Origin of the sequence: Acidithiobacillus sp. (assembly GCF_023229925.1) — a bacterium.
Classification (GTDB): domain Bacteria; phylum Pseudomonadota; class Gammaproteobacteria; order Acidithiobacillales; family Acidithiobacillaceae; genus Acidithiobacillus.
The window spans coordinates 175209-199469 of the sequence record NZ_JALNYM010000001.1; the positions used below are offsets into that span (position 1 = coordinate 175209).

The 24261-nt window shown below is 59.0% G+C and carries 20 protein-coding genes and 1 tRNA gene; 19 read left to right on the forward strand and 2 right to left on the reverse strand.

Features of this window, described 5'->3' with window-relative positions:
* The first annotated feature begins 15 nt into the window (after nt 1-15).
* From parA to M0P56_RS12360, 10 genes are all read left to right on the forward strand, one after another.
* Nucleotides 16-651, forward strand: coding sequence for a ParA family partition ATPase (gene parA / locus M0P56_RS01005; RefSeq protein ID WP_291508191.1), 636 nt, complete (start codon nt 16-18; stop codon nt 649-651).
* Entirely contained in the window at nt 642-908 is a 267-nt protein-coding gene (locus M0P56_RS01010) for a hypothetical protein (RefSeq protein WP_291508192.1), read from the forward strand. The genes parA and M0P56_RS01010 overlap by 10 nt, the downstream gene beginning before the upstream one ends.
* A 33-nt stretch (nt 909-941) precedes the next feature.
* Nucleotides 942-1745 carry a CbbQ/NirQ/NorQ/GpvN family protein gene (locus tag M0P56_RS01015; protein ID WP_291508193.1) on the forward strand — a complete coding sequence of 268 codons (804 nt, stop codon included), beginning with the start codon at nt 942-944 and terminating at the stop codon, nt 1743-1745.
* Nucleotides 1746-1786: 41 nt separating this feature from the next.
* Complete coding sequence (locus M0P56_RS01020; protein ID WP_291508194.1) at nt 1787-4123, forward strand: nitric oxide reductase activation protein NorD; 2337 nt, start codon at nt 1787-1789, stop codon at nt 4121-4123.
* Nucleotides 4124-4259: 136 nt separating this feature from the next.
* Nucleotides 4260-5234 carry a class II fructose-bisphosphate aldolase gene (locus tag M0P56_RS01025; protein WP_291508195.1) on the forward strand — a complete coding sequence of 325 codons (975 nt, stop codon included), beginning with the start codon at nt 4260-4262 and terminating at the stop codon, nt 5232-5234.
* A gap of 297 nt (nt 5235-5531) precedes the next feature.
* Nucleotides 5532-7217, forward strand: a complete 1686-nt coding sequence (locus tag M0P56_RS01030; RefSeq protein ID WP_291508196.1) for a proton-conducting transporter membrane subunit — start codon at nt 5532-5534, stop codon at nt 7215-7217.
* Between the two features lie 4 nt (nt 7218-7221).
* Nucleotides 7222-8001, forward strand: coding sequence for a hypothetical protein (locus tag M0P56_RS01035; RefSeq protein ID WP_291508197.1), 780 nt, complete (start codon nt 7222-7224; stop codon nt 7999-8001).
* Nucleotides 7986-11132: a DUF2309 domain-containing protein gene (locus M0P56_RS01040; protein WP_291508198.1), complete on the forward strand. Its 3147-nt coding sequence runs from the start codon at nt 7986-7988 to the stop codon at nt 11130-11132. Before M0P56_RS01035 ends, M0P56_RS01040 begins: the two co-directional genes overlap by 16 nt.
* Nucleotides 11129-11494, forward strand: coding sequence for a P-II family nitrogen regulator (locus M0P56_RS01045; protein WP_291508199.1), 366 nt, complete (start codon nt 11129-11131; stop codon nt 11492-11494). The genes M0P56_RS01040 and M0P56_RS01045 overlap by 4 nt, the downstream gene beginning before the upstream one ends.
* Complete coding sequence (locus tag M0P56_RS12360; protein WP_366109875.1) at nt 11452-11631, forward strand: putative inorganic carbon transporter subunit DabA; 180 nt, start codon at nt 11452-11454, stop codon at nt 11629-11631. The genes M0P56_RS01045 and M0P56_RS12360 overlap by 43 nt, the downstream gene beginning before the upstream one ends.
* Before the next feature lie 237 nt (nt 11632-11868).
* Here the strand turns inward: M0P56_RS12360 and M0P56_RS01050 are convergent.
* A tRNA-Thr gene (locus M0P56_RS01050) sits at nt 11869-11944 on the reverse strand.
* A 58-nt stretch (nt 11945-12002) separates the two neighbouring features.
* The gene (locus M0P56_RS01055) at nt 12003-13226 is read right to left on the reverse strand and encodes a class I SAM-dependent rRNA methyltransferase (protein WP_291508200.1); all 1224 of its coding nucleotides are present in this window, start codon (nt 13224-13226) and stop codon (nt 12003-12005) included.
* A gap of 155 nt (nt 13227-13381) precedes the next feature.
* On the opposite strand from M0P56_RS01055, the gene mtnA reads away from it, so the two are divergent.
* The 9 genes from mtnA to cmk are packed head-to-tail and all read left to right on the forward strand — an operon-like array spanning nt 13382 to nt 24192.
* Nucleotides 13382-14434, forward strand: a complete 1053-nt coding sequence (gene mtnA, locus M0P56_RS01060) for an S-methyl-5-thioribose-1-phosphate isomerase (protein ID WP_291508201.1) — start codon at nt 13382-13384, stop codon at nt 14432-14434.
* 56 nt (nt 14435-14490) lie between these two features.
* Nucleotides 14491-17028 carry a DNA gyrase subunit A gene (gene gyrA, locus M0P56_RS01065; protein ID WP_291508202.1) on the forward strand — a complete coding sequence of 846 codons (2538 nt, stop codon included), beginning with the start codon at nt 14491-14493 and terminating at the stop codon, nt 17026-17028.
* Between the two features lie 6 nt (nt 17029-17034).
* Complete coding sequence (gene serC, locus M0P56_RS01070; RefSeq protein ID WP_291508203.1) at nt 17035-18123, forward strand: 3-phosphoserine/phosphohydroxythreonine transaminase; 1089 nt, start codon at nt 17035-17037, stop codon at nt 18121-18123.
* Between the two features lie 9 nt (nt 18124-18132).
* Nucleotides 18133-19215: a prephenate dehydratase gene (gene pheA, locus M0P56_RS01075; RefSeq protein WP_291508204.1), complete on the forward strand. Its 1083-nt coding sequence runs from the start codon at nt 18133-18135 to the stop codon at nt 19213-19215.
* Nucleotides 19215-20312 (forward strand): histidinol-phosphate transaminase, encoded by a 1098-nt coding sequence (gene hisC, locus M0P56_RS01080; RefSeq protein WP_291508205.1) that lies wholly within the window; start codon nt 19215-19217, stop codon nt 20310-20312. Before pheA ends, hisC begins: the two co-directional genes overlap by 1 nt.
* A gap of 4 nt (nt 20313-20316) precedes the next feature.
* The gene (gene aroF, locus M0P56_RS01085) at nt 20317-21333 is read left to right on the forward strand and encodes a 3-deoxy-7-phosphoheptulonate synthase (RefSeq protein ID WP_291508206.1); all 1017 of its coding nucleotides are present in this window, start codon (nt 20317-20319) and stop codon (nt 21331-21333) included.
* Between the two features lies 1 nt (nt 21334).
* Complete coding sequence (locus tag M0P56_RS01090) at nt 21335-22210, forward strand: prephenate dehydrogenase/arogenate dehydrogenase family protein (protein WP_291508207.1); 876 nt, start codon at nt 21335-21337, stop codon at nt 22208-22210.
* Nucleotides 22211-22213: 3 nt separating this feature from the next.
* Entirely contained in the window at nt 22214-23515 is a 1302-nt protein-coding gene (gene aroA / locus M0P56_RS01095; protein WP_291508208.1) for a 3-phosphoshikimate 1-carboxyvinyltransferase, read from the forward strand.
* Nucleotides 23512-24192, forward strand: a complete 681-nt coding sequence (gene cmk / locus M0P56_RS01100) for a (d)CMP kinase (protein WP_291508209.1) — start codon at nt 23512-23514, stop codon at nt 24190-24192. Before aroA ends, cmk begins: the two co-directional genes overlap by 4 nt.
* Nucleotides 24193-24261: the final 69 nt, after the last annotated feature.

The window sequence follows — 24261 nt, forward strand, 5'->3', positions numbered from 1 at the left end:
CAGCAGCGGACAACCATGGATGACAAGATCATCGCGGTAATCAACCAGAAGGGTGGCACTGGCAAGACCACCCTGGCGCTGAATCTGGCGGCGGGCTTGGCGCAACGCGCTTCCACTCACTTGGTGGACGCCGATCCCCAGCGCTCCATCAGCCAGTGGGTTGAAATGGCACCTGACGGTGCCAGCCTGCCGCCGGTGGCGTCGCTTGGCAGCGACCCTATTGCCACGATTGTGCAACTGGCGCGCACCCACCGTTATGTGGTTGTGGACTGCCCACCTGCCGTGCAGGGTGAGGTGGTTACTGCGGTGATGCGCTCGGTTCATGTGGTGTTGATTCCAGTGCTTCCCTCGCCGATGGATCTGTGGGCGAGCGTAGCCATGGCGGCGGCGGTGGGCGGGGCCAGGCAGCTCAACCCCGGCTTGCGTGCCTGCCTGGTACTGAATCAAATGGAATCGCGCAATGCCCTGTCCCGTGATCTGCGCGAGGCTGTGGCGGAGTTCGACGTGCCGGTATTGCAAGCCTGCATGCAGCGGCGTGCGGCTTATCGCAGCGCCGCGGTGGAAGGGACGAGCGTCTACGGACTGGGCAAACGCGCCCAAACTGCCGTGGCGGACATAGAAGCGATTATTGAGGAGGTCTTATGTCTGTGAACAAGATAGGATCAAAACTTGCGCATGGTGTGCGTCAGGTCAAATCGCAACAGATCAAGCCCGGGCAGCCGGAAGCGGACAAACCTGAGGCACTGCCAGCATCCGCGCCAGCCAGCGATGTTGCCAATAAATCGGACCGAGTGCCAGTGGTTAAGCCTTCGGCACCCCGACCTGCACAGCAGGCAGATCAATCTGGCGGCGAACAGGCGCTCAAGGCCGGTGGCAATCTGCACCCGCGTCGGGTCTGGCCTGATTAGGCCCATCGTTCCCGCTGATAGAGGAGTTAAAAAATGCAACCAGCCATCGAACAGTACCTCATTCGTAGTGCGCCTTATTACCGTACTGTAGCCGACGAAGTCGAGCTCTACGAGGCCGCCTACTCGGTGCGCATGCCCATGATGCTCAAGGGTCCCACAGGCTGCGGCAAGACCCGCTTTATCGAACATATGGCGTGGAAGCTGGGCAAACCACTGATTACCGTGGCGTGCAACGAAGACATGACCGCATCCGATCTGGTCGGCCGCTTCCTGCTCGATGCTTCCGGCACTCGCTGGCAGGATGGCCCTTTAACCCTTGCCGCGCGCTTGGGGGCTATCTGCTACCTCGATGAAGTAGTGGAGGCGCGCCAGGACACCACCGTGGTGATCCACCCGCTGACCGACAGCCGCCGTGTGCTGCCGTTGGAGAAGAAGGGCGAACTGGTGCAGGCGCACCCTGATTTCCAGTTGGTAATCTCCTACAACCCAGGCTACCAGAGCCTGATGAAGGACTTGAAACAGTCTACCAAGCAGCGTTTCGGCGCTCTGGATTTCAACTACCCTGAGCACGCTATTGAGGTCGAGATCGTTTCTCACGAAAGTGGTGTGTCTAGCGACACAGCCGACAAGCTGGTGTCCATCGCCGAGCGGGCGCGCAACCTCAAGGGCCATGGGCTCGACGAGGGTATCTCCACGCGTATGCTGATCTACGCTGGCAACCTAATCGCTAAAGGTGTGGATCCCATGGCCGCCTGCCGCGTGACCCTGGTGCGCCCGATCACCGACGACTCAGACATGCGTGATGCACTGGATGCGGCAGTGACGACTTTCTTTTAACCCAGTATGTATAGCGGTATTACAGAGCTTGACGGAGCATAATGATGGCGGTCGAACTCGAAAAGTATCAGAACATATTGGACGAGCTCGGAGATCACGCTGGCGAGGTGCTGCGCGCGTCTTGGGGGGAGGCCTTGCGGATATTTAGCCCGCGTGGCCTAGAGACCTATCTGCGCGGCGCGGCCAGCCTAAAGTCGCTAGGGCGCGGCACCGACCTTGTGGTGTCCTATATCCAGAGTGCGCCAGCCGTGGCGCGCGAACTGGGTGAAGACGCCGTGAGCGATTTGCTGGCGGCTGCCATCAAGATGTATTCCAAAACCAGCGCCGCAGTGATCTCCCTGCTGTTTTCCTCTAGCCCCGTCGCTGCGGCGCGGCTGGGCGACCTGGATCTGTTCCGGGGCTATCTGCACCTGATCGACATGCTGCTGGCACAGGCCCCGCGTGGTGTGCGCCCGATGCTGGATCACCTTGGTATCCTGCTCGGCCAACTGACGCTGGGTGGCCTGCGGCGCTGGGCGTTGTGGGGTGCGCAGGCGCACAAGACGGATTTCGAAGCCCAAACGAAGTATTTCTCCTTAGAAAGTCCGGAATCCATCGGTGTATTACAACAGGAGCGTAAAGGCACCCTGTTCATCGATGTGCAGCGGCGCATCGGCATGTATCTACGCGCCTTGTGGGGGCGCGATTTCTTCATGCGCCCCACCAGCGGCGATTTCGAGCAACGCGAGGGCTATCAGCCCTATATTGAGGGCTACATCATCCACTTGCCCGACGCCTATGATGACTTGGAGCTTCCTTCCGGCAAGATCGGCGGCGTGGAACTTTATCGTGCAGCCTGCGCTCACGCCGCGGCGCACCAGATGTATACCCGGGAAGCGCTTTCCGCCGAGGCGCTTACACCCCTGCAAATGGTGGTCATCGGCGCCATGGAAGACGCGCGTGTGGAACAACTGGCGATTAGTGCTTTCCCCGGCCTCGCACCTTTGTGGCAAAAACTCCATTTTGTCACGCCCGACCAGAACGCGAGCGTCGGCGATTATCTTAACCGTATCGCACGTGCGCTGCTGGACCCTGACTACGCCGATCCCGACCCGTTGATTGCGAAGGCCAGGCTGATGTTTGCCGAACGGGCGAATCAGCTTGCGAGCAATCAGTTTGCGTGGGACTTGGGGGTGACGCTTGCCCACGATCTGGTGCAGTTGCGGCTGGTATACAGCCCGCATACCGACGTGCTCAGCGCGCCCTATCGCGACGACAACCGCCATCTGTGGGATTCCGCCGAAGTATCGGACTTTGAGCACGCGGTGCCGTGGCAGGACAAGCAGGTGCGCAAGCAGGTTAGTCTCATGGAATTCGTCAACGAGCTCGAGGTCGAGACCGCCGGCGACGACGCGCAAGAAATCTGGGTGCTCTCCAGCGAGCTGTTCCCCTACGAAGACCTCGGCAAGAGCTACAACGAGCTGGAAGGCAAGGCACCACCGCCCCAGCCCTACCACTACGCGGAGTGGGACTACCAGATGCAACTGGATCGCCAGGACTGGTGCACGGTGTTGGAAAAGCACGCCAAAAGCGGTGGCCTGGAGATGATTGAACAGATCGTGACCAAGCACAAACCGATCATCGGGCGGCTCAAGTTCCTGATCGAGGCCATGCAGCCCCAGGGTGTGCAGCGTCTGCGCAAGCAGGAGGACGGCGACGAGATTGACCTGAACGCGGCAATCCGCGCCATGATCGAGATGCGCATGGGCGAGCAGCCCGACCCGCGCATCATGATGCGCAATATCCGCAAGGTGCGCGATCTGTCGGTGTTGCTCCTGATCGACTTGTCCGAATCCACCAACGACCCGGTGCTGGGCTCGGAAAATACCGTGTTGCAGCTGGCGCGCGAGGCCACGGTGCTGCTCGCCGATGCCATGGATAAGATCGGCGACCCCTTCGCCATCCACGGATTCGATTCCAATGGCCGCCATGACGTGGAGTATTTTCGCTTCAAGGATTTTGACGCGCCATACAACGATAAGGCAAAGGCGCACTTGGCGGGCATGACCGGCCAGCTGTCCACGCGCATGGGGGCAGCGATGCGCCACGCTGGCTCGATAGTGAAACGTCAGTCCAGCAACAAAAAGCTGCTGCTTGTGCTCACCGATGGCGAACCCGCCGACAACGACGTGCGCGACCCGCAGTACCTGCGTTACGACGCCAAGAAAGCGGTGGAAGATTTGACGCGCAACGGCATCGCCACTTATTGCCTGAGCCTCGATCCCCGGGCAGACCAGTATGTGTCGCGTATTTTTGGTGCCAAGAACTATATGGTGGTGGACCACGTGCAGCGGTTGCCGGAGAAACTTCCGCTGCTCTATCTGGGTTTGACTCGATGAAGTCGGAAGCCTCATCGAAATCTCGGTCAGGTCACCGCACACTTTTGATTTGGACATGGGGAGTCGTCAGCGGAACAGGCTTCGGAAGCCATGTCTACGGAACGTGCCCATGTTTGCGAACTTTGAGGAGAACAGGATGCCTTTGGTCGATATGACGGACATGTTGCACCACGCTTATTGCCACGGCTACGCGGTAGGAGCCTTCGGCGTGGCCGGCTGGGATATCCTGGAGGGGGTGATCGAGGCTGCTGAGCATCTGCGCGCGCCCATCATTCTGAGTTTATCCAAATCGTATCCCGGAGCAGGTGGCATTGAATCCTTGGCCAAGGCCGTAATCGAAATGGGTCAGCGCGCCACCATTCCCGTGTCGTTTCAGGTCGAAGTGGACAACGACCCCCAATTGGCAGAAGGTGCGATTACCACAGGGTGCGGCGGAGTGGTGTTCAACGCATCGTCCCGCCTGCTGCCGGAAAACGTTGCGCTAACCAAAAAAGTGGTCAATCTGGCTGCTCCAAGCGGCGTACTGGTCGTGGGCCAATTGGGTCATTTGGAGAGCGTGCAGCCCGATGATGCGGCAGAATCTGCGGCGGGTTGCCCGACTTCTCCGCTCGAAGCCAAGCATTACGTCGAGCGAAGCGGGGTAGGCTGCTTGGCGGTGTCCGTGAGCAGAATGAACGGCGGAGGCTCCAAACATGATTTTCCCCGCCTCTCGAAAATTAACCAAGCGGTTGGCATCCCCCTGGCGATTCACGGCAGTGCGGGTTTCACCGATGATCAATTCCGACGTTTGATCCGATCCGGCGCAGCTAAGGTCAATTACTGTGAACCGCTGTTCGAGGTTGCTGCACGACGTATTCGGGAAAACACGCTGGCCCCGGAGGGAGGATATGCCGGTCTGGTGGAGGGCGTCCGGGAAGCGATTTGTATCGAAGCAGAGCGCTGTATCAGGATATGGGGCTGCGGCGGTCGTGCGGCTGAGATCCTGACCCAGTGCCGCACTTGGACTCCTGCGGTGCCGGGTTTAGACCGCAAGCCCGCTGAAACGGAGGCTTCCAGGGCATTCAACGATACGGGAAACGCGAAAGTGCTCTTTGCAAGGTCGCGTCCATGAAACCCCATGCCACCCTTGCATGGTGCCAGTCCCGACCTTTCCCATCGGCGAGCCGGGTAGGGTGCCAGCGCTGTAGAAATCTTTAGCCGGTGCAGAAGCATAATGTAATATTATGTTTATATGATACTATAAGATAATATTCACTATACTTAACTTAACTTAATTAAAATGGACGGTTAAAGTGGTTTCAGTCCAGCGCGTTCAAGGGCGGGGCATCCGGCCGACGTTATGTCCGGGCATCTTATGAATCAGTATTCCGGCTGGCTGGAAAGGAGCGTAACTGGTGAGGAGTTGGCGATGGACCCTCTAGCGATCATCGTACCTTTCGTGCCTGCCCTCGCGGCATTGCTGATCTTTGCCGTCCTGCGGCATAGCAAGACGGGCGCAGCCCGGCTCAGTGTGCTGGCCACCCTGATTACCTTTTTGCTGTCTCTGATTCTGCTTGGCAATTATGTCGCAGTTGGGCTGCCCCGGGTGGAGTATATCGGCCAGATATGGGGGAGCATCTGGCTTGATCCTTTGACCCTGGTCATGTGGGCCTTCGTCTCTGGCATTAGTCTGCTGGTGCATATGTACTCGGTACGCTACATGATTGAGGAGCCCAATTATCCACGTTTCTTTGCCATGCTCGACTTGATGACGGCAACTATCCTCTTCATGGTTTCTGCTGCTGATCTCGTCACCTTGCTCGTGGCCTGGTTCTTGGTCGGAGTGCTCCTCTATTTCCTGCTCGGTCACGATACCGACCGGCCCGCTTCTGGACGCTATGCCTTCTGGACACAGATCACCTATCGGGTTGGCGATCTTCCCCTTTGGTTGGCTGCCTTCATCCTCTACAAGAGCTATCACAGTCTCGCCTTGCCAGTGATCTTCGCCCAAATCGCCGCGGCGCCCAACGCTGTCCAGATTTGGGGGATGACGGTGCCGGCCTGGACAGGGATTCTCGTGGCGCTGGCTGCCTTTGCTCGCTCGGCGCAGTTTTTGCTGCACGGCTGGTTGCCCTACACCATGGATGGGCCGACCCCGGTCTCGGCCCTGATGCACGCCGGTATCGTCAATGCCGGTGGTTTTCTCTTCAACCGCTTCGCACCGATCTTCGAGTACGCAGGCCTTGCCCTGCACGTTGCTTTCGTGGTGGGATTGATCACCGCCGTAGTCGGTTCGGCCCTGATGCTCATCCAGAATGACGTCAAGCGGTCCCTGGGCTATTCCACCATGGGGCAGATGGGTTTCATGGTCATGGAATGTGGCCTTGGGGCCTTTCCTTTGGCGGTTTTCCACCTCATTGCCCATGGCTTCTTCAAGGCCTCGCTCTTCCTCGGAGCGGGTAATGCCATTGGTGATGCCCGTGCCAATGACGGGGTGCCGCCGGACCCAATCTATGTCTACATCGTCGAACGGCGCCCGACTAAGCCTTTACGCCTGCCTTGGCTCACCGCCGCCGCACTGACCATCCTGGTGCCGGTGCTGGTGCTGAGTCTTTCGCACTTCTTTGTGGCCAACCACCTCTTCTTCGAGCAGGGCGTGATCGTGCTGCTCTTCTTTGCCTGGGTCACAGGTGCGCAGGCTCTCTTTGCCGCCCACAAGATGACCCATACCAACCCATGGCAGCTCATGGGGGGGATTTTGGGCTCTTTCGTGCTGGTGGTGATTGGTTACACGCTGATCAGCCATTATTTTGCCAGATTCCTTTATTCGCATGAGGCCAGTCTTCGGCTCTATGCTTCGGCAAGCATCGGGATACTTTCCTACGAAGTTCTGATGATCATCCTCGCTCTGCTCTTCGTGGGTGGCTGGGCCTTGACCTTCTTTGGAGATGCGCAGAATTTGGGAGAGCGCATTAGCCAGCGCTGGCATGGTGGCTATCTGGCCATTTACGCCCTGCTGTCCCGGGAACTCTACATCAACGATCTCTACGTGCGAGTGACGCAGCTCTTGCTTAGTGCTTCTCGTCGTCTCAACGTCTGGCTACGCTGGAGCTGAGGTCATGGAGTGGATCGTTTTGTTGCTTGCCGCCGTCCTGCTCCCGGTCTTCCCCCTGAGCTGGATATTCAATCGTCTGATAGGTTCAGCCCCCGGCCCGTGGGGGCGAGCCCTCGCCATCCTGGTGCTCCCGCAGTTGGGAGTTTTACTGCTCTACCATACAGGTCCCTTGGCCTTGCTCTTGCTACCCCTGTCGCTGCAGCGGATCTGGCTGATGCTGGTGCTCTCTACCAGCGTGTTTTACGCCTTTCGTGCCGTCAGCGCTCGGGAAATCAGTATTTGGTCGCGGCTCATGGCGAGCTCTGGCCTGACCCTGAGTTGGTTGCTGGTGGTCAGTGGCGCCCAGGTGCACAGTGTCGCGCTTTTTGTCTTGGCCTTGTCTTTGCCCGCGGCCCTGCTCATGGTCTGGGCCGGAATGCTTAGTGACCGCATGGGAGGTGCTTATCTGGGTCTGCAAGGTGGGTTGGCTACGGTTCTGCCACGTCTTTCGGCACTCATCACCCTCAGTGCCCTGGCTCTTGTGGCCACTCCGATCTTTCCGAGTTTTTTCGGACTTTTGCAGGTATTTCACCGGCTTGATCTTGCTTGGCTCTGGCCTTTACTCCTGTTGCTCCTGATTTGGGGCTGGTCTGTTGGCCGTTTCCTGCAGGACCTGCTCTTTGGTACCTATCGGGGTGAGCCCATGGTCGACCTAAGTCTGGGAATCACCTGGATCGGGGCCGCGGTCCTGTTTTTCTTCGCATTGTCTGGACTGATTTGGAGTGGAGCATGGACAGGAATCTGACTTTGGGTGACCGGCTCAAGGTCCGGTCGATGATCTATGTGGCCAGCGAGCCGATCCCGCGTTTCTGGCCCATGCGCACCTTCATTCACCACAATCCCCTTTTCGGTCTGGAGCATTTGCCCTTCGAGGAGGCTGTAGAGGAGGGATGTCGCCTTTTTAATGGGCGCGGCTACCTACCTCGTCAGCACTATCAGGGCTACCGTCGAGAAGGAAAAGTGGATGACTCTGCTCTGCGTCGCTATGTGCGCCGCTTCGTTGAAGATCAGACGTTGGATCTGCCAGGCATCGATGTCGAAGCCTGGCTCTGGACACTGATCACAGAGTGTTCGACAGAACGACTGATAGCCAGTCACGACTGGCTCGATGGCGAGGCCCTGGCGGCCGCCCTGCGGGGGCGCTCAGCGAAGCTCGACAGCAGCAGAGTAGTAATCGAGCGGCTCCATACCCTTCTGGCCCGCAAGATCGCTCATGACGGGCCAGTTTACGCCAATGTGGATCGTCTCTTCGGTACGGACATCGGCAGTACCCTCAATGACCTATTGGTAAAAAGCTGCCTCGACTTTTTTGACGAGGGGCAGTCGGCGTGGCAGGCCCCGGGGCGTGAGCAGGGCTTTTACTTTGCTTGGAAGAAAGTGGCATGGCGAAATGTTCGCTTCTTCCTGCGCGGACTGCATCTGCGTGAGTTGCTCGCATCTTCTGAGAGCCCCGAAGGAGTGATCGCCCAAATCCTCGTGCTCCTCAAGATCCCCGAGGAATCCTGGCAGAAATACATCACTCGCCAGCTCACTCGCTTGCATGGCTGGGCTGGCTTCATCCGCTTTCGCAGCATGGCCAAGCACCACTACTGGGCCACGCGCTATCCGGCAGACCTCACGGATTTCCTGGCGGTGCGTATGGTGCTGGGTCTGGCCCTCTTACAGGAGGCGGCCCGACACCATGCTTGCCCGGGCGATGCCGAGGCCGTCCAGGACTTCGTCGAGCAGGACCCTTTCGCAGCCTATCTTCGGCTCGAACTATATGGCGGGACCATCCTGCCCGGCTGGGCGCAGCGGGTGGATGATGCGCTCGCCCGCCGTTCGCGACGGGGCTACGGAGGTCTGGCTCTGGACTACATTCAGGCCAAGCTGGTCCATGAAGCGCGACAGCAGGCCCAGGCCCTGCGGAAACTGGCGCGGCGAGTTTCTCCCACGGCCGAAGAGGCCCTGAGGACCTTGGATAAAACCCAAATTGAGCAGTTCCTGCAACTCTTGCGCAATTGGGAAAAGCGCGAAGGCTTTAACTGGCTGAAGGCGATGGAGTCCCACTACATCACCGATCTGGTGCGCAAGGTGCACTTGCCGGAGTCCAAGCCGAAGAAGCGTCCCTTCGCTCAGGCCTTCTTCTGCATCGACGTTCGTTCCGAACCTATGCGCCGCCATCTGGAGGCCCTGGGGGATTACCAGACCTTCGGCATTGCCGGATTCTTTGGAGTGCCCATTGGCTATCTGGAATACGGCAAGGGCAGCGAAGTCCACCTCTGTCCAGCGGTGCAGACTCCGCGGAATCTCGTCGTCGAAATTACCGTCGATCTGAATCTCGAGGAAGAACCCCTGTATGGGGCTCTGGAGCATGTGCTGCACGACCTCAAATCTTCTGTGCTCTCGCCCTTCGTGGCGGTAGAGGCGGTGGGTTTACTCTTCAGTCTGGGGCTGATCGGCAAGACCGTGGCGCCGGTCACTTATCACGAGATCTACCGGCACCTGCATGCTGAAAAGCCTCCCACCCGCCTGCTGGTGGACAAGCTCAATGCCGAGCAGGCTGACTCCATCATACGTGCGGTGCAGCGGGCGATGATCGTGCGGGCCTTGGGTAAGGAGCTGGGCGTGAGCCGAGATCGCGTTACCGATGACGAGGTCCGGGAGTTACGTGAGATAGTTTTGGGTCACCAGGCGGGCCAGAATTCCTTGGCTAGACGTCTGGGGCTTGCGGCCGCGGCAGAAGCGGAGTTCATCGAAAAGCTGCGCACGGTATATCGGGTGGATCGGCAGGAAACCAGCCTGCAGATGGAACGCATTGGGCGCCTCGGTTTCAGTATCGACGAGCAGGTGCGCTATGTCTCCCAGGCCCTGCTCTCGACTGGACTCAATCGCAATTTCTCGCGCTTCGTTCTGATGGTGGCCCATGAGAGTCAGACCCAGAACAACCCCTACGAGTCGGCTCTCGACTGTGGCGCCTGCGGTGGTGGTAAAGGGCTGCCCAATGCCCGGGTGATCTGTGCCATGGCCAACAAGCCTGAGGTACGGCGGCGCTTGGCGGAGAATGGCGTCGTCATCCCCGATGATACCTGGTTCCTGCCAGCCACCCATAACACCACCACGGACCAGATTGATCTCTACGATCTCGATCTCCTGCCCGCTCGGCACCTGCTCTATCTGGAGCGTTTGCGCAATGGTCTTGCGGCAGCAACCCGACGAACGGCGGCAGAGCGGATGCCCACCTTGGGAGCGACAAGTAAACTTGCCGAGGACCCCTACGCCGCGGCGGCCATGGCACGCCGCCGTGCCCACGATTGGTCGCAGGTGCGACCGGAGTGGGGCCTCTCCCGCAATCTCTACGGCATCATCGGTGGCCGACATCTGACCGAGGGGGTAGACCTACAGGGCCGATCCTTCCTGCAATCCTACGATTATCGCCTTGACCCTAAGGGGCGCTTTCTCGAAAACATCCTGTCGGCACCAGTGGTGGTGGGCGAGTGGATCAACCTCGAGCACTATTTTTCGACGGTCGATGTCCATCACTTTGGTAGTGGGAGTAAGGCATACCACAATGTGGCTGGGCGCTTTGGGGTAATGACCGGCAATCAGAGCGATCTGCGTACCGGTCTGCCTATCCAGTCCATATACAAGGATGGTAAGCCCTATCACGAGCCCGTGCGGCTCATCGCCCTGGTCGAGGCCCCGGCACCTTTCGTCTTGGCCGCCGTAGGTCGCCTGCCCAAGGTCAAGGCGCTAATCATGGGTGGCTGGCTGCGGGTCATAGTCCTCGACCCTGAGGATGGCTACCGCGCCCTGGTGTTGGAAGATGGCGAATTTCAGGTCCACCCGGATTCGGGTCGGCAGCAGAGACTAACCCTTTTGGAGGCCAGTGCATGAATACCCTCAATCTCCATCCCTTGAAGAAGGTCGAAATCATTCTTGAAGGTGCCCATCGTGACTTTGCCACCGATCTCCTCGATCGAGCGGGGGTGAAGGGCTATTCGATCGTGGGCAACCTGTCTGGCAAAGGCAGCCACGGCATCTACGAGAGTCATTTGATGTTCAATGAGGACGATGTTCTCATCATGATAATTGTCGCCGTGCCCGAGGAACTCGTTTCGCCCATCCTCGAGGGTTTCACCCCCTTCTTCGAGAAGCATCAGGGGGTAATGTTCGTTTCTGATATCCAGGTGAGCCGCCTGGTCAAGTTCAAGAATTGCGCCCCGAATGGGCGCTGGCCGGTAACGCCGCCTTCATAGCCGTCCCGCGTACCCGTGCGGCGCACTGCGATCTGGCTGGCTGTGCGTTTTTACATGACGGCCATCGGCATGATGACACCGCAGCAGGCAGTATTGCACGAAAGCGCATCACGCCATGCTTCAGGAAAACGGCCTGATGGCTTCCGCTTCTTTCTTCGCTCGAAAAGTTTTTGATCGTGTAGGGAATCCCTTCCAGATAACCCGCGCTTGCCAGCCGATAAGGTTCTGTTCTTTGTCGTAGCGGGTTGCCAACTGATGCCATGGTCGCCGTTCTTTGCTCAATCGCCTTGCGTTCCATTTGGGCATTTATTGAGCGAAACTTCAAAGAGGCAAAGAAAAAGGGCTTAGGCCGAAGCCTAAACCCTTGTTCTAATTGGTGCCGGCGAGGGGAGTCGAACCTCTGACCTACCGATTACGAATCGGTTGCTCTACCAACTGAGCTACGCCGGCGTGGGCGCGATTGTACCTGTCACCGGGCATGGCGACAAGAATCCATTGCGCTGGGTGATCAGGCGGTCTTTTCTGCCTCTTCGGGTAATTCTTCCCGACGGTGGATGAAAAAGCCCTTGAGGTAGTTGCTTTCGGGCACCGCCGGGTGAACGGGGTGATCCATATCCTGACTGCCTTCACCGATGATCTGGTAGTCCCCACGCTGGGCGCCAAAAGCGATCTGGCTGAGCAGCGTTTCCCGGTTCAGGTGATGCGAGCAGGACGCCGAGAACAGGATGCCGCCGGGGCTCAGCAAACGCATGGCCATATCGTTAAAACGGCGATAGGCGATGCTGCCTTCCTTGAAGTCCTTCTTCGATTTAATCAGGGCCGGGGGGTCCAGGACGATGAGGTCAAACTGCTCACCGCGGTCGCGCAGATTGTGCAGCGTCTCCATGGCATCGCCATGAATGCTGCGCAAGCCTTCAACCTCGTTGCGCAGAGCGTTTTCTTCAAGGATCGCCAGGGCTGGTGCCGAACTGTCCACAGCGGTGACGGCGGTTGCTCCGGCCTTTGCCAGGGGGATGGAAAAGCCGCCGAGATAGGCGAAGCAGTCCAGCACCCGGCGCCCTTGGGCAAAGTCCCGCAAGCGGCGACGATTGGCGCGATGGTCATAAAACCAGCCGGTTTTCTGCCCGCCGCGCGGGTCAACCTGGAACAGGCAGTCGTTTTCCCAAACCTCCAGCCGCTCCGGGATATGCCCGAAGAGGACTTCGACGCGGTCTTCCAATCCTTCCAGTCGCCGTGCCGCGCCGCTGGCCTTCAGCAAAATGCCCGCCGGGCGCAGCAGACCATGCAAAGCCGCCGTGATCAGGGGCAGATCGCGATCCATGCCGAGACTACCTGCCTGCAGCACCAGATGGTCCTCATAGCGGTCGATAATCAGGCCCGGCAAGCCATCGCCTTCACCATGCACCAGGCGGTAAAAAGGCGCGCTGAACAGGCGCTCTCGCATCAGCAAAGCCTGTTGTAAGCGGGTGCGATAAAAGCCCTCATCAATGCTGATATGCGGGTCACGGCTCAACAAACGCGCACAGAGCAGGGTATGGGGATTGACATGGGCGAGCCCCAGGGCCTTGCCTTGGGCGTCTTCCATCCGGCAGACGCTACCTGGAGCAACAGCGGTGAGGGGGGTTTTCTGGACATGGATTTCGTTGCTGTAGACCCAGAGGTGACCGGCGCGGAGGCGGCGATCTTCCTTGGGACGCAGGCGGAGAACCGGGTATGGGCTGGCAGAGGACATGAGTGGACCTGATAATGAAAGCGGGAGTGCCCCGGAAGCATGGGGTCTGGACGTCCCGGCGCATTTTACAGTCTTTTCAACTGCCCGTATATTGAGCACACCATACGTGCGGTGTTCCGCTCCCGATTGACCCGGTATCTTGCCGAGGAGGATATGTGTCCAGTGCCGACCAAATTCGTGCCATCCGTTGGGAGGAGGGTCAGCTCTGCCTTCTCGATCAAAGACTGTTGCCGCAGCAGGAAACCTGGTTAAAGCTCAGTGATTATCGCGCGGTGGCGGTGGCGATTCGGCAGATGGTAGTACGTGGTGCCCCGGCAATCGGCATTGCCGCCGCTTATGCCATGGCGCTTGCCGTGAGCGAGGTGAGCACGCATGCGGACTGGGAGGCGCGCCTGCTGAGTGCCGCCGACGAGATCAAGGCGGCGCGACCGACGGCGGTGAATCTTGCCTGGGCGACGGATCGGCAACTGGCGTTGGCGCAATCGGCGTCTACCGCAGGGCAGGCCGTCGCCGCACTTTTACAGGCCGCCCATGACTTGCTCCGCGATGATATCGCCGATAACCAGCGTATGGGCCGTTATGGCGCGGAGCTCTTGCCGACGAAGGGTGGCATTCTGACCCATTGCAACACCGGCAGCCTCGCGACCGGTGGATACGGCACGGCACTGGGCGTGATTCGTGCGGGGATTTCTGCGGGTAAGCAGCTCCATATCTATGCTGATGAAACCAGGCCCTGGCTGCAGGGCGCGCGCCTCACCGCCTGGGAGTTGCAGAAGGATGGTATTCCCTTTCATCTCAATGCCGACAGTGCCGCCGCCTATCTGATGCAACAGGGTCTGATCCATGCGGTGATAGTTGGCGCCGATCGTATCGCCGCTAATGGCGACGCGGCCAATAAGATCGGCACTTACAGCCTCGCCGTGCTGGCGCAATATCATCAGATTCCCTTCTACGTCGCGGCGCCGTTGAGTACGGTGGATTTCGCCATGCCCGATGGCGGCGGCATCATCATCGAAGAGCGCCCCGCCGTAGAGGTGCAGCAGTGTGCGGGCCATGCGGTGGCGCCAGAAGGTGTCGAAGTGCGTAATCCGGCTTTTGATGTCACCCCCGCCAGTCTGATCACCGCCATTATCACCGAGCGTGGCGTGGCGCGCCCGGGGTTTCAGGCGGCGCTCCAGGCGCTGGCCGCGGGCCACATGCAGGCTTAGCCCCGCTGTGGCATAATGCCGTGTTGAAAAAATAATCAGGGGTACTCAGTCTCCACATGATCGAATTCGCCAAAGAAACCATTCCTGTCAGTCTCGAAAAGGAGATGCGCCAGTCCTACCTCGATTACGCCATGAGCGTGATCGTCGGCCGCGCCCTTCCCGACGCCCGCGACGGTCTCAAGCCAGTGCATCGTCGTGTGCTCTTCGCCATGCACGAGATGAGCAACGACTGGAATAAGCCCTATAAGAAGTCGGCGCGTGTCGTCGGTGATGTCATCGGTAAATACCATCCCCACGGTGACACCGCCGTCTATGACACGATGGTGCGGATGGCGCAGGACTTTTCCATGCGCTACCCGCTCATCGACGGGCAGGGTAACTTTGGTTCGGTGGATGGCGACAGCCCCGCCGCCATGCGCTACACCGAAGTGCGCATGTCCCGCATTGCCCATGAGATGCTGGCGGATCTGGAAAAGGAGACCGTTGATTTCGGCCCCAACTACGATGAGAAGGAGATGGAACCGCTGGTCATGCCGGCGCGTATCCCCAACCTGCTGATCAACGGTTCCGCCGGCATTGCCGTCGGCATGGCGACCAATATCCCGCCCCACAATCTGACGGAAGTGATCAGTGCCTGTCTGGCGCTGGTGGATGATCCCGAAACCCCGGATGAAGAATTGTTTATCTTGGTCCCGGCGCCAGATTTTCCGACGGCAGGCTTTATTCATGGCCGTGCCGGCAGTATCGAAGCCTACCGCACCGGGCGGGGCCGGGTGGTCATGCGCGCGCGCTGCGAGTTCGAGACGGACAAAAAATCCAACCGGCAGAGCATCATTGTCACCGAGCTGCCCTATCAGGTGAATAAGGCCAGACTCATTGAGCGCATCGCCGAGATGGTCAAGGAAAAGCGTCTGGAAGGCATCAGTGACCTGCGCGACGAGTCCGACAAATCGGGTATGCGTATCGCCATTGAACTCAAGCGGGACGCCAACGGCGATGTGGTGCTGAATAATCTCTACCAGCACACGGTTATGCAGAGCGTGTTCAATATCAATATGGTGGCGCTGCTGGACGGGGCACCGCGGACCCTCGGTCTGCGCGATCTGCTGCAGGCCTTCATCCAGCACCGCCGCGAAGTGGTCACCCGGCGTACCGTCTTCGAGCTAAAGAAGGCACGCGACCGCGCCCATATCCTCGAGGGCCTGGCGGTGGCGTTGGTCAATCTGGATCCGCTCATCAGCCTGATTCGGGCGGCGGCCAACCCGGCAGAAGCCAAGGCGCAAATGTTGGCGAAGTCTTGGGAGCCGGGCATGGTCGCGGCGCTGCTGGTCGAGCGTGGCGAACCCTCGGAGGGGATGCAAACGGACGGATATCATTTGTCCGAGCCGCAGGCCCAAGCCATTCTCGATTTGCGTTTGCACCGTCTGACCGGGCTGGAGCAGGACAAAATCCGCGATGAATACCTGGCCTTGCTGGATCGCATCCGTGAGTTGCTGGAGATTCTCGGCTCAAAGGCTCGGCTGATGGAGGTCATCCGCGAAGAGCTGGTGGCCATCCGCGATCAGTACGGGGATGCCCGACGCAGCGAGATCGTGGCGGACACGGGTGATATCTCGACGGAAGATCTGATTACCGAAGAGGAAATGGTGGTGACCTTCACCCACGCCGGTTATATCAAGGCTCAGCCGGTGACGGCCTTCAATGCCCAGAGACGGGGCGGCAAAGGCAAGATGGCCACTACCACCAAAGAAGAAGACTTTGTCGAACGCATGTTCTGCGCTTCGACCCATGCGTATTGTTTGTTCTTTAGCAATCTCGGTAAAGTCTTCTGGCAAAAAGTGTATCAGTTGCCGCAGGCAGGTCGTGGCGCCAAGGGCAAGCCCATTGTTAACATGCTGTCGCTGGCCCCCACGGAGCGCATCACCGCCGTATTGCCGGTTCGTGACTTTACCGAGGGCCAGTTTGTCTGCATGGTTACCTCCCTTGGCGTCGTCAAAAAGACGCCGGTCATGGAGTATTCCCGGCCGCGCAGTCAGGGGATCAACGCCATCCACCTCGACCCGGGTGATCGTCTAGTGGCTGTTGGCCTCTCCGATGGGCAGCGCGAGTTCATGCTCTTTACTCGGCATGGCATGGCGGTGCGCTTCCCCGAGGCGAAGGCTCGGGCCATGGGTCGCAACGCCCGTGGCGTACGCGGTATCAGTCTGGAAGAGAATGATCGGGTGATCTCGGCACAGTGGGTGGACTCCAGTCAGGTGATCCTCACCACTACCGCCAATGGTTATGGTAAATTGACGAAAGTGGATGAATACCGCCGCACCAACCGGGGTGGGAAGGGCGTTATTGCCATCCAGACCAACGAGCGTAATGGTGATGTGGTCGGCGCCCTGGCGGTAACGGAGCGGGACGAACTGATGCTGGTCTCTGATCATGGCACGCTGATTCGTATGGCGATTAACAGCATTCGTCGCACCGGTCGGAATGCGCAGGGGGTGCGCCTGATTAACCTGGGCGAGGGCGAGCAACTGGCAGGACTGGCATTGATTGCCGATACAGAAGAAGAGGAGGGGGAGCAGACTGATCTGCCCCAGTAACACATAATGAACTATCCTGTTTATAATTTTGGCGCAGGTCCGGCGATGCTCCCCCATGCGGTACTGGAGCAGGTGCAGGCGGAACTGCTCGATTGGCATGGCCGCGGTATTTCGGTCATGGAAATGAGCCATCGCGGTGCCGACTACATGCAGATTATCGCCGGGGCCGAACAGGACCTCCGTGACCTCCTGCAGATTCCCGCCCATTACAGGGTGCTGTTTTTGCAGGGTGGGGCGACCTTGCAGTTTGCCATGGTTCCCATCAACCTGCTGCGTGGTCATGCGCGGGCGAGTTATGTGCAGACTGGTATCTGGTCTGCCAAGGCCATGACCGAGGCCAGGCGTTTTGCGATCGTCGAGGTGGCGGCCAGCAATGCGGATCGTCAGGCCCGTGTGGTGCCTCCGCAATCGGAGTGGCAAGTCAGCGCCGACACCGCCTATGTACACATTGCCGGTAATGAAACCATCGGTGGTCTGGAGTTCGATTTTGTCCCGGAACTGGGTGATATTCCGCTGGTGAGCGATGCCTCTTCCCATATTCTCTCGAAGCCAATAGATGTCAGCCGTTTCGGCCTCATTTATGCCGGTGCCCAGAAGAATATCGGGCCGGCCGGTCTGACTCTGGTTATTGTTCGTGAAGACCTCATCGGTCATGCACCGGCCGGTACTGCAACCATGCTGGACTATGCCGTGCATGCCAAAGAGGGTTCCATGCACAATACGCCTCCTACCTTTGCTATTTATGTCGCCGGTTTGGTGTTCAAGTGGTTGAAACAATTGGGTGGGCTGGGTGCAATGGCGGAGGTCAATGCGCGTAAGGCCGCATTGCTGTATGCGGCGATTGATGGCTCCGGCGGTTTTTATAACAATGCCATAGAGCACCGCAACCGCTCGCAGATGAACGTGCCCTTTACCCTGCATGACGCGGCGTTGGACGCGATGTTTCTGAAAGAGGCGGATGAGCAAGGGCTGCTCCAGCTCAAGGGGCACCGCCTGCTGGGTGGCATGCGCGCTTCTGTCTACAACGCCATGCCAGAGTCCGGGGTACGGGCGCTGGTCGACTTCATGCGGGATTTTGCCCGCCGTCAGGGTTAGGGAGGCAGCTTGTCCGCAACTGTACGAACGCTGCCTGAATTGCGCACCGCTATTGATGCCGTAGATGGAGAAATTCTCCATTTGCTGGCAGAGAGAGGCCGCTTGGCGGCCGAGGTGGGTGAAGTCAAACGCGCGGCTGATGAGACAAATTTCTACCATCCCGATCGGGAATCCGAAATTCTCCGTCGATTGATGGCCGAGAATCCCGGGCCCTTTTCTGCGGAGCAAATCGCCACTATTTTTCGCGAAATCATTTCTGCTGGCTTGGCCCTGGAAGAGCCGTTACAGGTGGCTTATCTCGGTCCGGCAGGCACCTTCACGCAAATGGCTGCGCAAAGGCATTTCGGGCGGGCTGCGGTGTTGCAACCCACCACTGGCATTGCCGAGATTTTCCGCTTGGTGGACAGGGGGCAGACACAGTTCGGCGTGGTTCCGGTGGAAAACAGTACCGAGGGCTCTGTCAATCTCAGTCTTGATCTGCTACTGGATTATCCGCTGCATATTTGCGGTGAGGTGCAATTACGCATCGTCCATAATCTGGTGGCTAAATGCTCTATGGATGTGATCCAGCGGGTCTATGTGCACTACCAGACCCGTGCCCAGTGTCGCCAATGGCTTGCCGCACATCTGCCGCAGGTGCAATTAGTAGACGTCCCCAGTAATGCCGTGGCTGCTGAGCGCGCCTCGGCAGATGCCGAGGGTGGTGCTATTTCCACTACGGTGGCTGCGGAGGCTTACGACCTCGAGATTCTGGCCGCCGGTATTGAAGACAATCCCGAGAACACCACGCGCTTTATAGTGATCGGTAAGATCAATACCCGCTCCACAGGGAACGACAAGACCAGTCTGGTAGTGGCCGCAGCCAATCGCCCAGGGAGCCTGCATGCGCTGTTGTCGCCCTTGGCCGATGCGGGGATCAGCCTCACGCGCATTGAGTCGCGACCGACGCGCTCCGCTGTTTGGGAGTATGTCTTTTATCTCGATCTGCTCGGTCATCGTCAAGATGCCGCCATTGCACCGGTACTGGATGCCCTCGCGCAACAGGCGTCTTTCTATCGTTGTCTTGGTAGTTATCCCAGGGCGGTATTTTGATGCGCAATAAATATCTGGAATATGCGGCAGCGGGGGTGTCTGACTTGCGTCCTTATCAGCCGGGTAAGCCCTTGGCGGAACTGGAACGGGAACTGGGCATCCGCGATGCCATCAAGCTGGCCTCCAATGAAAATCCACTGGGACCGAGCCCCGCGGCGCTGGAGGCTATCCGCGATGCGCTGCCCTCCCTGGCCCTGTATCCCGAGGGATCAGCGCCGGAATTGCGCGCACTGCTGACACAACAGTTGGATCTGGACCCGCGGCAATTTATCTTCGGCAATGGTTCTGATCAGGTGGTGGAGTTTGCGGTACGTGCTTTTGCTGGGCCGGGTACCGAGGTGATCGTTTCCCAGTATGCCTTTGCTGCTTATGCCATTGCCGCGCAGGCGAGTGGAGCGACCGTGCGGGTTGCCCCCGCGAGGGATTACGGTCATGACCTGGATGCCATGGCGGGTTTGCTCAACGCAAACACCCGGCTGGTGTTTATCGCCAACCCCAACAATCCCACCGGCACCCACCTTGCAGTTGATGCACTGGAGACCTTTATCGACAGCGTGCCCGCGCATGCCCTGGTGGTGCTGGATGAGGCTTACCTGGAATTGATGGAAAGTGCGGATTATCCTGACGGTAAGCTGTGGTTGCGGCGCTTCAGCAATCTGATGGTTACTCGCACCTTTTCTAAGGCCTATGGGCTGGCAGGCCTGCGTTGCGGTTACGGCATCGGCCACCCTGACCTGATAGCGGTGCTGGAGCGGGTTCGTCAGCCCTTTAATGTGAATACGTTAGCGCAGGTGGCGGCGCACGCTGCGCTCACCGATCGCGCCCATTTACAGGCCACCTTGGCCAACAATCGCCAAGGAATCGTGGCCCTCCGTGACGGATTACATAATCTTGGATTGACAATCCTGCCGCCTGCAGGCAACTTTATCGCCTTTGCCGTACCGGGGGGTGGTCAGCGTGTCTACGACGCGCTGTTGCATCGGGGCGTGATCATACGACCGCTTACCCCTTATGGCATGCCGGATCATCTGCGGGTCAGTGTTGGTCTGCCGGTGGAAAATCAACGTTTTCTAAAAATGCTGGGCGAGGTCCTGTAATTTCATGATCGTCATTGTTAAACCACAAGCCACCGCAGAGCAGATGGAGCAGTTGCTGGAGCGTATCCGCCAGTTTGGCCTGCAGCCTATGGTTAGTACCGGTTCGGAGCGCACGGTGGTGGGCCTGCTAGGAGATGAACGGTTGTTGCCCGAGGGAGCCTTGGAATCATTGCCCGCTGTGGAACAAGTTATGCCCATTCTGAAGCCTTACAAGCTCGTTAGTCGCGAGTTCAAATCCACCGACACCGTGATTGAGGTGCGTGGTATTCCCATCGGCGGCAGGCAGATTCAAGTGATCGCTGGCCCCTGCTCGGTCGAAACACCTGAGCAGATGCGCAGCTCCGCGGAGGCCGTTAAAGCGGCGGGCTGTCGCCTGATGCGCGGCGGCGCTTTCAAACCCCGTACCAGCCCCTATACTTTTCAGGGCGTGGGCGATGAAGGTCTGGATTATTTTCGGACGGCTGCGGATGCCTGCGGTTTGCCCATCGTCACTGAGCTGATGGATGTCCGCAAGATTGATCTTTTTCTCGAAAAAGGGGTGGACATCATTCAGATCGGCACGCGCAACATGCAGAATTTTGATCTCCTCAAAGAGGTCGGTCGTCTGGATGTGCCGGTTATTCTTAAACGTGGACTGAGTGCCACCATCAAGGAATGGCTCATGGCGGCAGAGTATATAGCTGCTCACGGCAATCACCGGATTATTTTCGCCGAGCGTGGTATCCGCACTTTTGAAACGGCCTATCGTAATGTCCTTGACGTCACCGCTATTCCGGTCCTCAAGCGGGAGACGCATCTGCCGGTTATCGTCGACCCCAGCCACGCGGGTGGCAAGGCTTGGCTGGTGCCGCAGTTGTCCAAGGCAGCGATTGCGGCTGGTGCGGATGGTTTGCTGGTGGAGTCGCATCCCTGTCCAGAAGAAGCCTGGTGCGATGCCGATCAGGCCCTGAGCCCAGAGCAACTCATGGCGCTGATGGGTGATCTGCGCAAGATCGCTGAGGCCATTGGCCGCGAGCTTTAGCATGACAGACGTTCCATTCCATCGGGTCGCCATTGTCGGCCTTGGCCTGATAGGTGGGAGTGTCGCCAAAGCCCTGCGCGCGACGGATTTCAGTGGAACAATCCGGGGCGTGGTTGCGGATAAGGAAGAAGCAAGGCGGATTCGTAGGGCAGCAGGTAAGTGGCAGATCACGCTGAGTCATGTCCTTGCCCCGGCACTGCAGGACGCTGACCTGGTCATTTTGGCCACGCCTCCACAGATGCTCATGGCGCAGTTGCCAGAGGTGGCGCGTCTGGTGTCTCCAACGGCAGTGGTTAGTGATGTCGGGAGCATCAAGGTGCCGGTGGCGCAACTCGGTGCCGAGCTTTTAGGCGATCGTTTTGTGGCGGCCCATCCCTTGGTGGGTGGTGAAAAAACGGGCTTCAGTGCAGCTCGGAAGCGACTCTATCAGGGCGCACGAGTGGTTTTGACACCGTCGCCGGGTCAGGCGGGTGGGTCCCTGGAGGTTATGCGCACATTCTGGCAAATGCTTGGAGCCACGATCGTCCAAATGACGCCGGAAGCCCACGATTATGCTCTGGCGGCCACCAGTCATGTGCCGCATCTGCTGGCCTTTGCCTACATGGCTGGTTTGGAGGGACAGGCCGCTGCGCTGCAGCAATTAGCGGGTGGTGGTCTGCGCGACTTTTCCCGTATCGCCGCCTCGGATCCCCGACTTTGGGCCGATATCCTCTGGGAGAATCGTGCCGCTGTCCGCCAGCATTTGAGCACGGTGCAAAGAACTCTTGGCGCCGCCGAGCGGATGCTGGCGGGTAACGACGCCCAGGCACTGAACGATCTGCTGGGGCGCGGCCAGAGTTGCCGACGACAATTTCAATTTCCTCCGGTGCATTCCTGAATTATGTCCAGATATCTTGTACATCCAGGTGGTCAACTCAAAGGTCGTTTTCCGGTCCCTGGCGACAAATCCATTTCCCATCGTGCCGTTATTCTTGGTGCGCTTGCGGAAGGTGTGACCGAAATAGTGGGATTGCTGGAGGGTGCGGACGTGCTCGCCACCATCGCTGCATTTCGCGCGATGGGCGTCGAAATGGAAGGGCCGGATAACGGGCGTTTGCGTATACACGGTGTGGGCCTGCATGGGTTGCGTGCGCCCGCTGTCCCGTTGGATTGTGGAAACTCCGGCACGGCCATGCGTCTGCTGGCGGGAGTGCTGGCCGGGCAGGTTTTTCCCAGCACGCTGATTGGCGACACCAGTTTGCAGAAGCGACCGATGGGCCGCGTGCTGAACCCGTTGCGTACCATGGGTGCGGAAATCACCGCGCAGGAGGGTAGGGCACCCTTACATATTCATGGACGGCCCCTGCATGGTATCGAGTATGCGCTACCGGTGGCTAGCGCCCAGGTCAAATCTGCCGTGCTGTTGGCCGGACTGTATGCCGACGGGGAAACCTGCGTGGCCGAGCCCGCCCCCACCCGCGACCACAGCGAGCGGATGCTGCAGGGTTTTGGCTACCCAGTGGAGCGTCAGGCTCTACGCGCCTGTCTGCATAGCGGGGGCCAGTTGCGCGGGCAGTCGTTGCAGGTGCCGGGTGACATTTCTTCGGCGACGTTCTTCCTACTGGGTGCCACTATCGCGCCGGGCTCCGATCTCATCCTGGAAGGTGTTGGTATCAATCCGACCCGAACCGGCGTCATCGAAATCCTTACCCGTATGGGTGCCCGGATTGACCTGACCGCCTTGCGCGAAGTGGGCGGTGAGCCGGTCGCCGATATCCGCGTCCGCTATGCACCGTTGCAAGGCATCGTTATCCCTCCCCATTTGGTACCTCTGGCTATTGATGAGTTTCCCGCGCTATTCATAGCGGCGGCGTGTGCGACGGGGCAGACGGTGATTACCGGCGCCGAAGAACTCCGTGTCAAGGAAAGTGACCGTATCGCGGTGATGGCTGGGGGGCTGCAGGCACTGGGTGCCACCATAGAAGAGCGCACGGATGGAGCCGTTATTAGCGGATCACCGTTGTTGGGTGGTCGGGTAAACAGTCACGGGGATCATCGTATCGCGATGGCCTTCGCTATGGCGGCACTCGTGGCGCAAGGCGCTATCGAAATTCTCGACTGCGCCAACGTGGCCACGTCTTTTCCGAGTTTCCCCGTTCTAGCGCAGCAGGCCGGGCTGTTGCTGGAGGTGGCGGGCGCATGAATATCATCCCCGTCATCACCTTGGATGGCCCCGGCGGGGTCGGTAAGGGCACGCTGGGCCGCCTCTTGGCCCATGATCTGGGTTGGCATTTGCTGGATAGCGGCGCTATTTATCGGGCGCTGGCGCTGGCGGCTCGGCGGGCCGGGCTTCATGCAGATGACGAAGCGGCACTGTCCGATCTTGCCCGCGCCTTACCGCTGAGCTTTCGTGGTGCGGTGGACCAAACCCACGTACTACTCGGGGCGGAGGTCGTGGATGCGGCAATTCGCAGCCCCGAAATCAGTGCGTTGACCTCACAAATTGCCGCGCTTCCCACGGTTCGCGCCGCATTATTGCAGCGGCAGAGGGATTTTCGTCAGGCGCCAGGACTGGTGGCCGACGGCCGCGATATGGGGACCGTGGTTTTTCCGGACGCAACACTCAAGGTGTTTCTGACTGCGAGCGCCGAAGTCCGTGGCAAGCGGCGTCTGAATCAGTTGATGGAACAGGGTAGTAGTGCTAATCTCGCCACAGTTGTGGCGGAAATTGCGGAACGCGATGCCCGGGATCAGCAGCGCAGCGTGGCACCGCTCCGGCCCGCGTCCGATGCGCGCCTCCTGGATACCAGCGAACAAAGCGTTTCCGACACATACAGGGTTCTGCAAAGCTGGGTTCAAGCTGTTTTGCAGGAAAATTGAAACCGCCATTTATGGCATCGAGCAGTGATTCAAGGGGCGCCCATGGCGTACCCGGTAAATGAGGCCTAC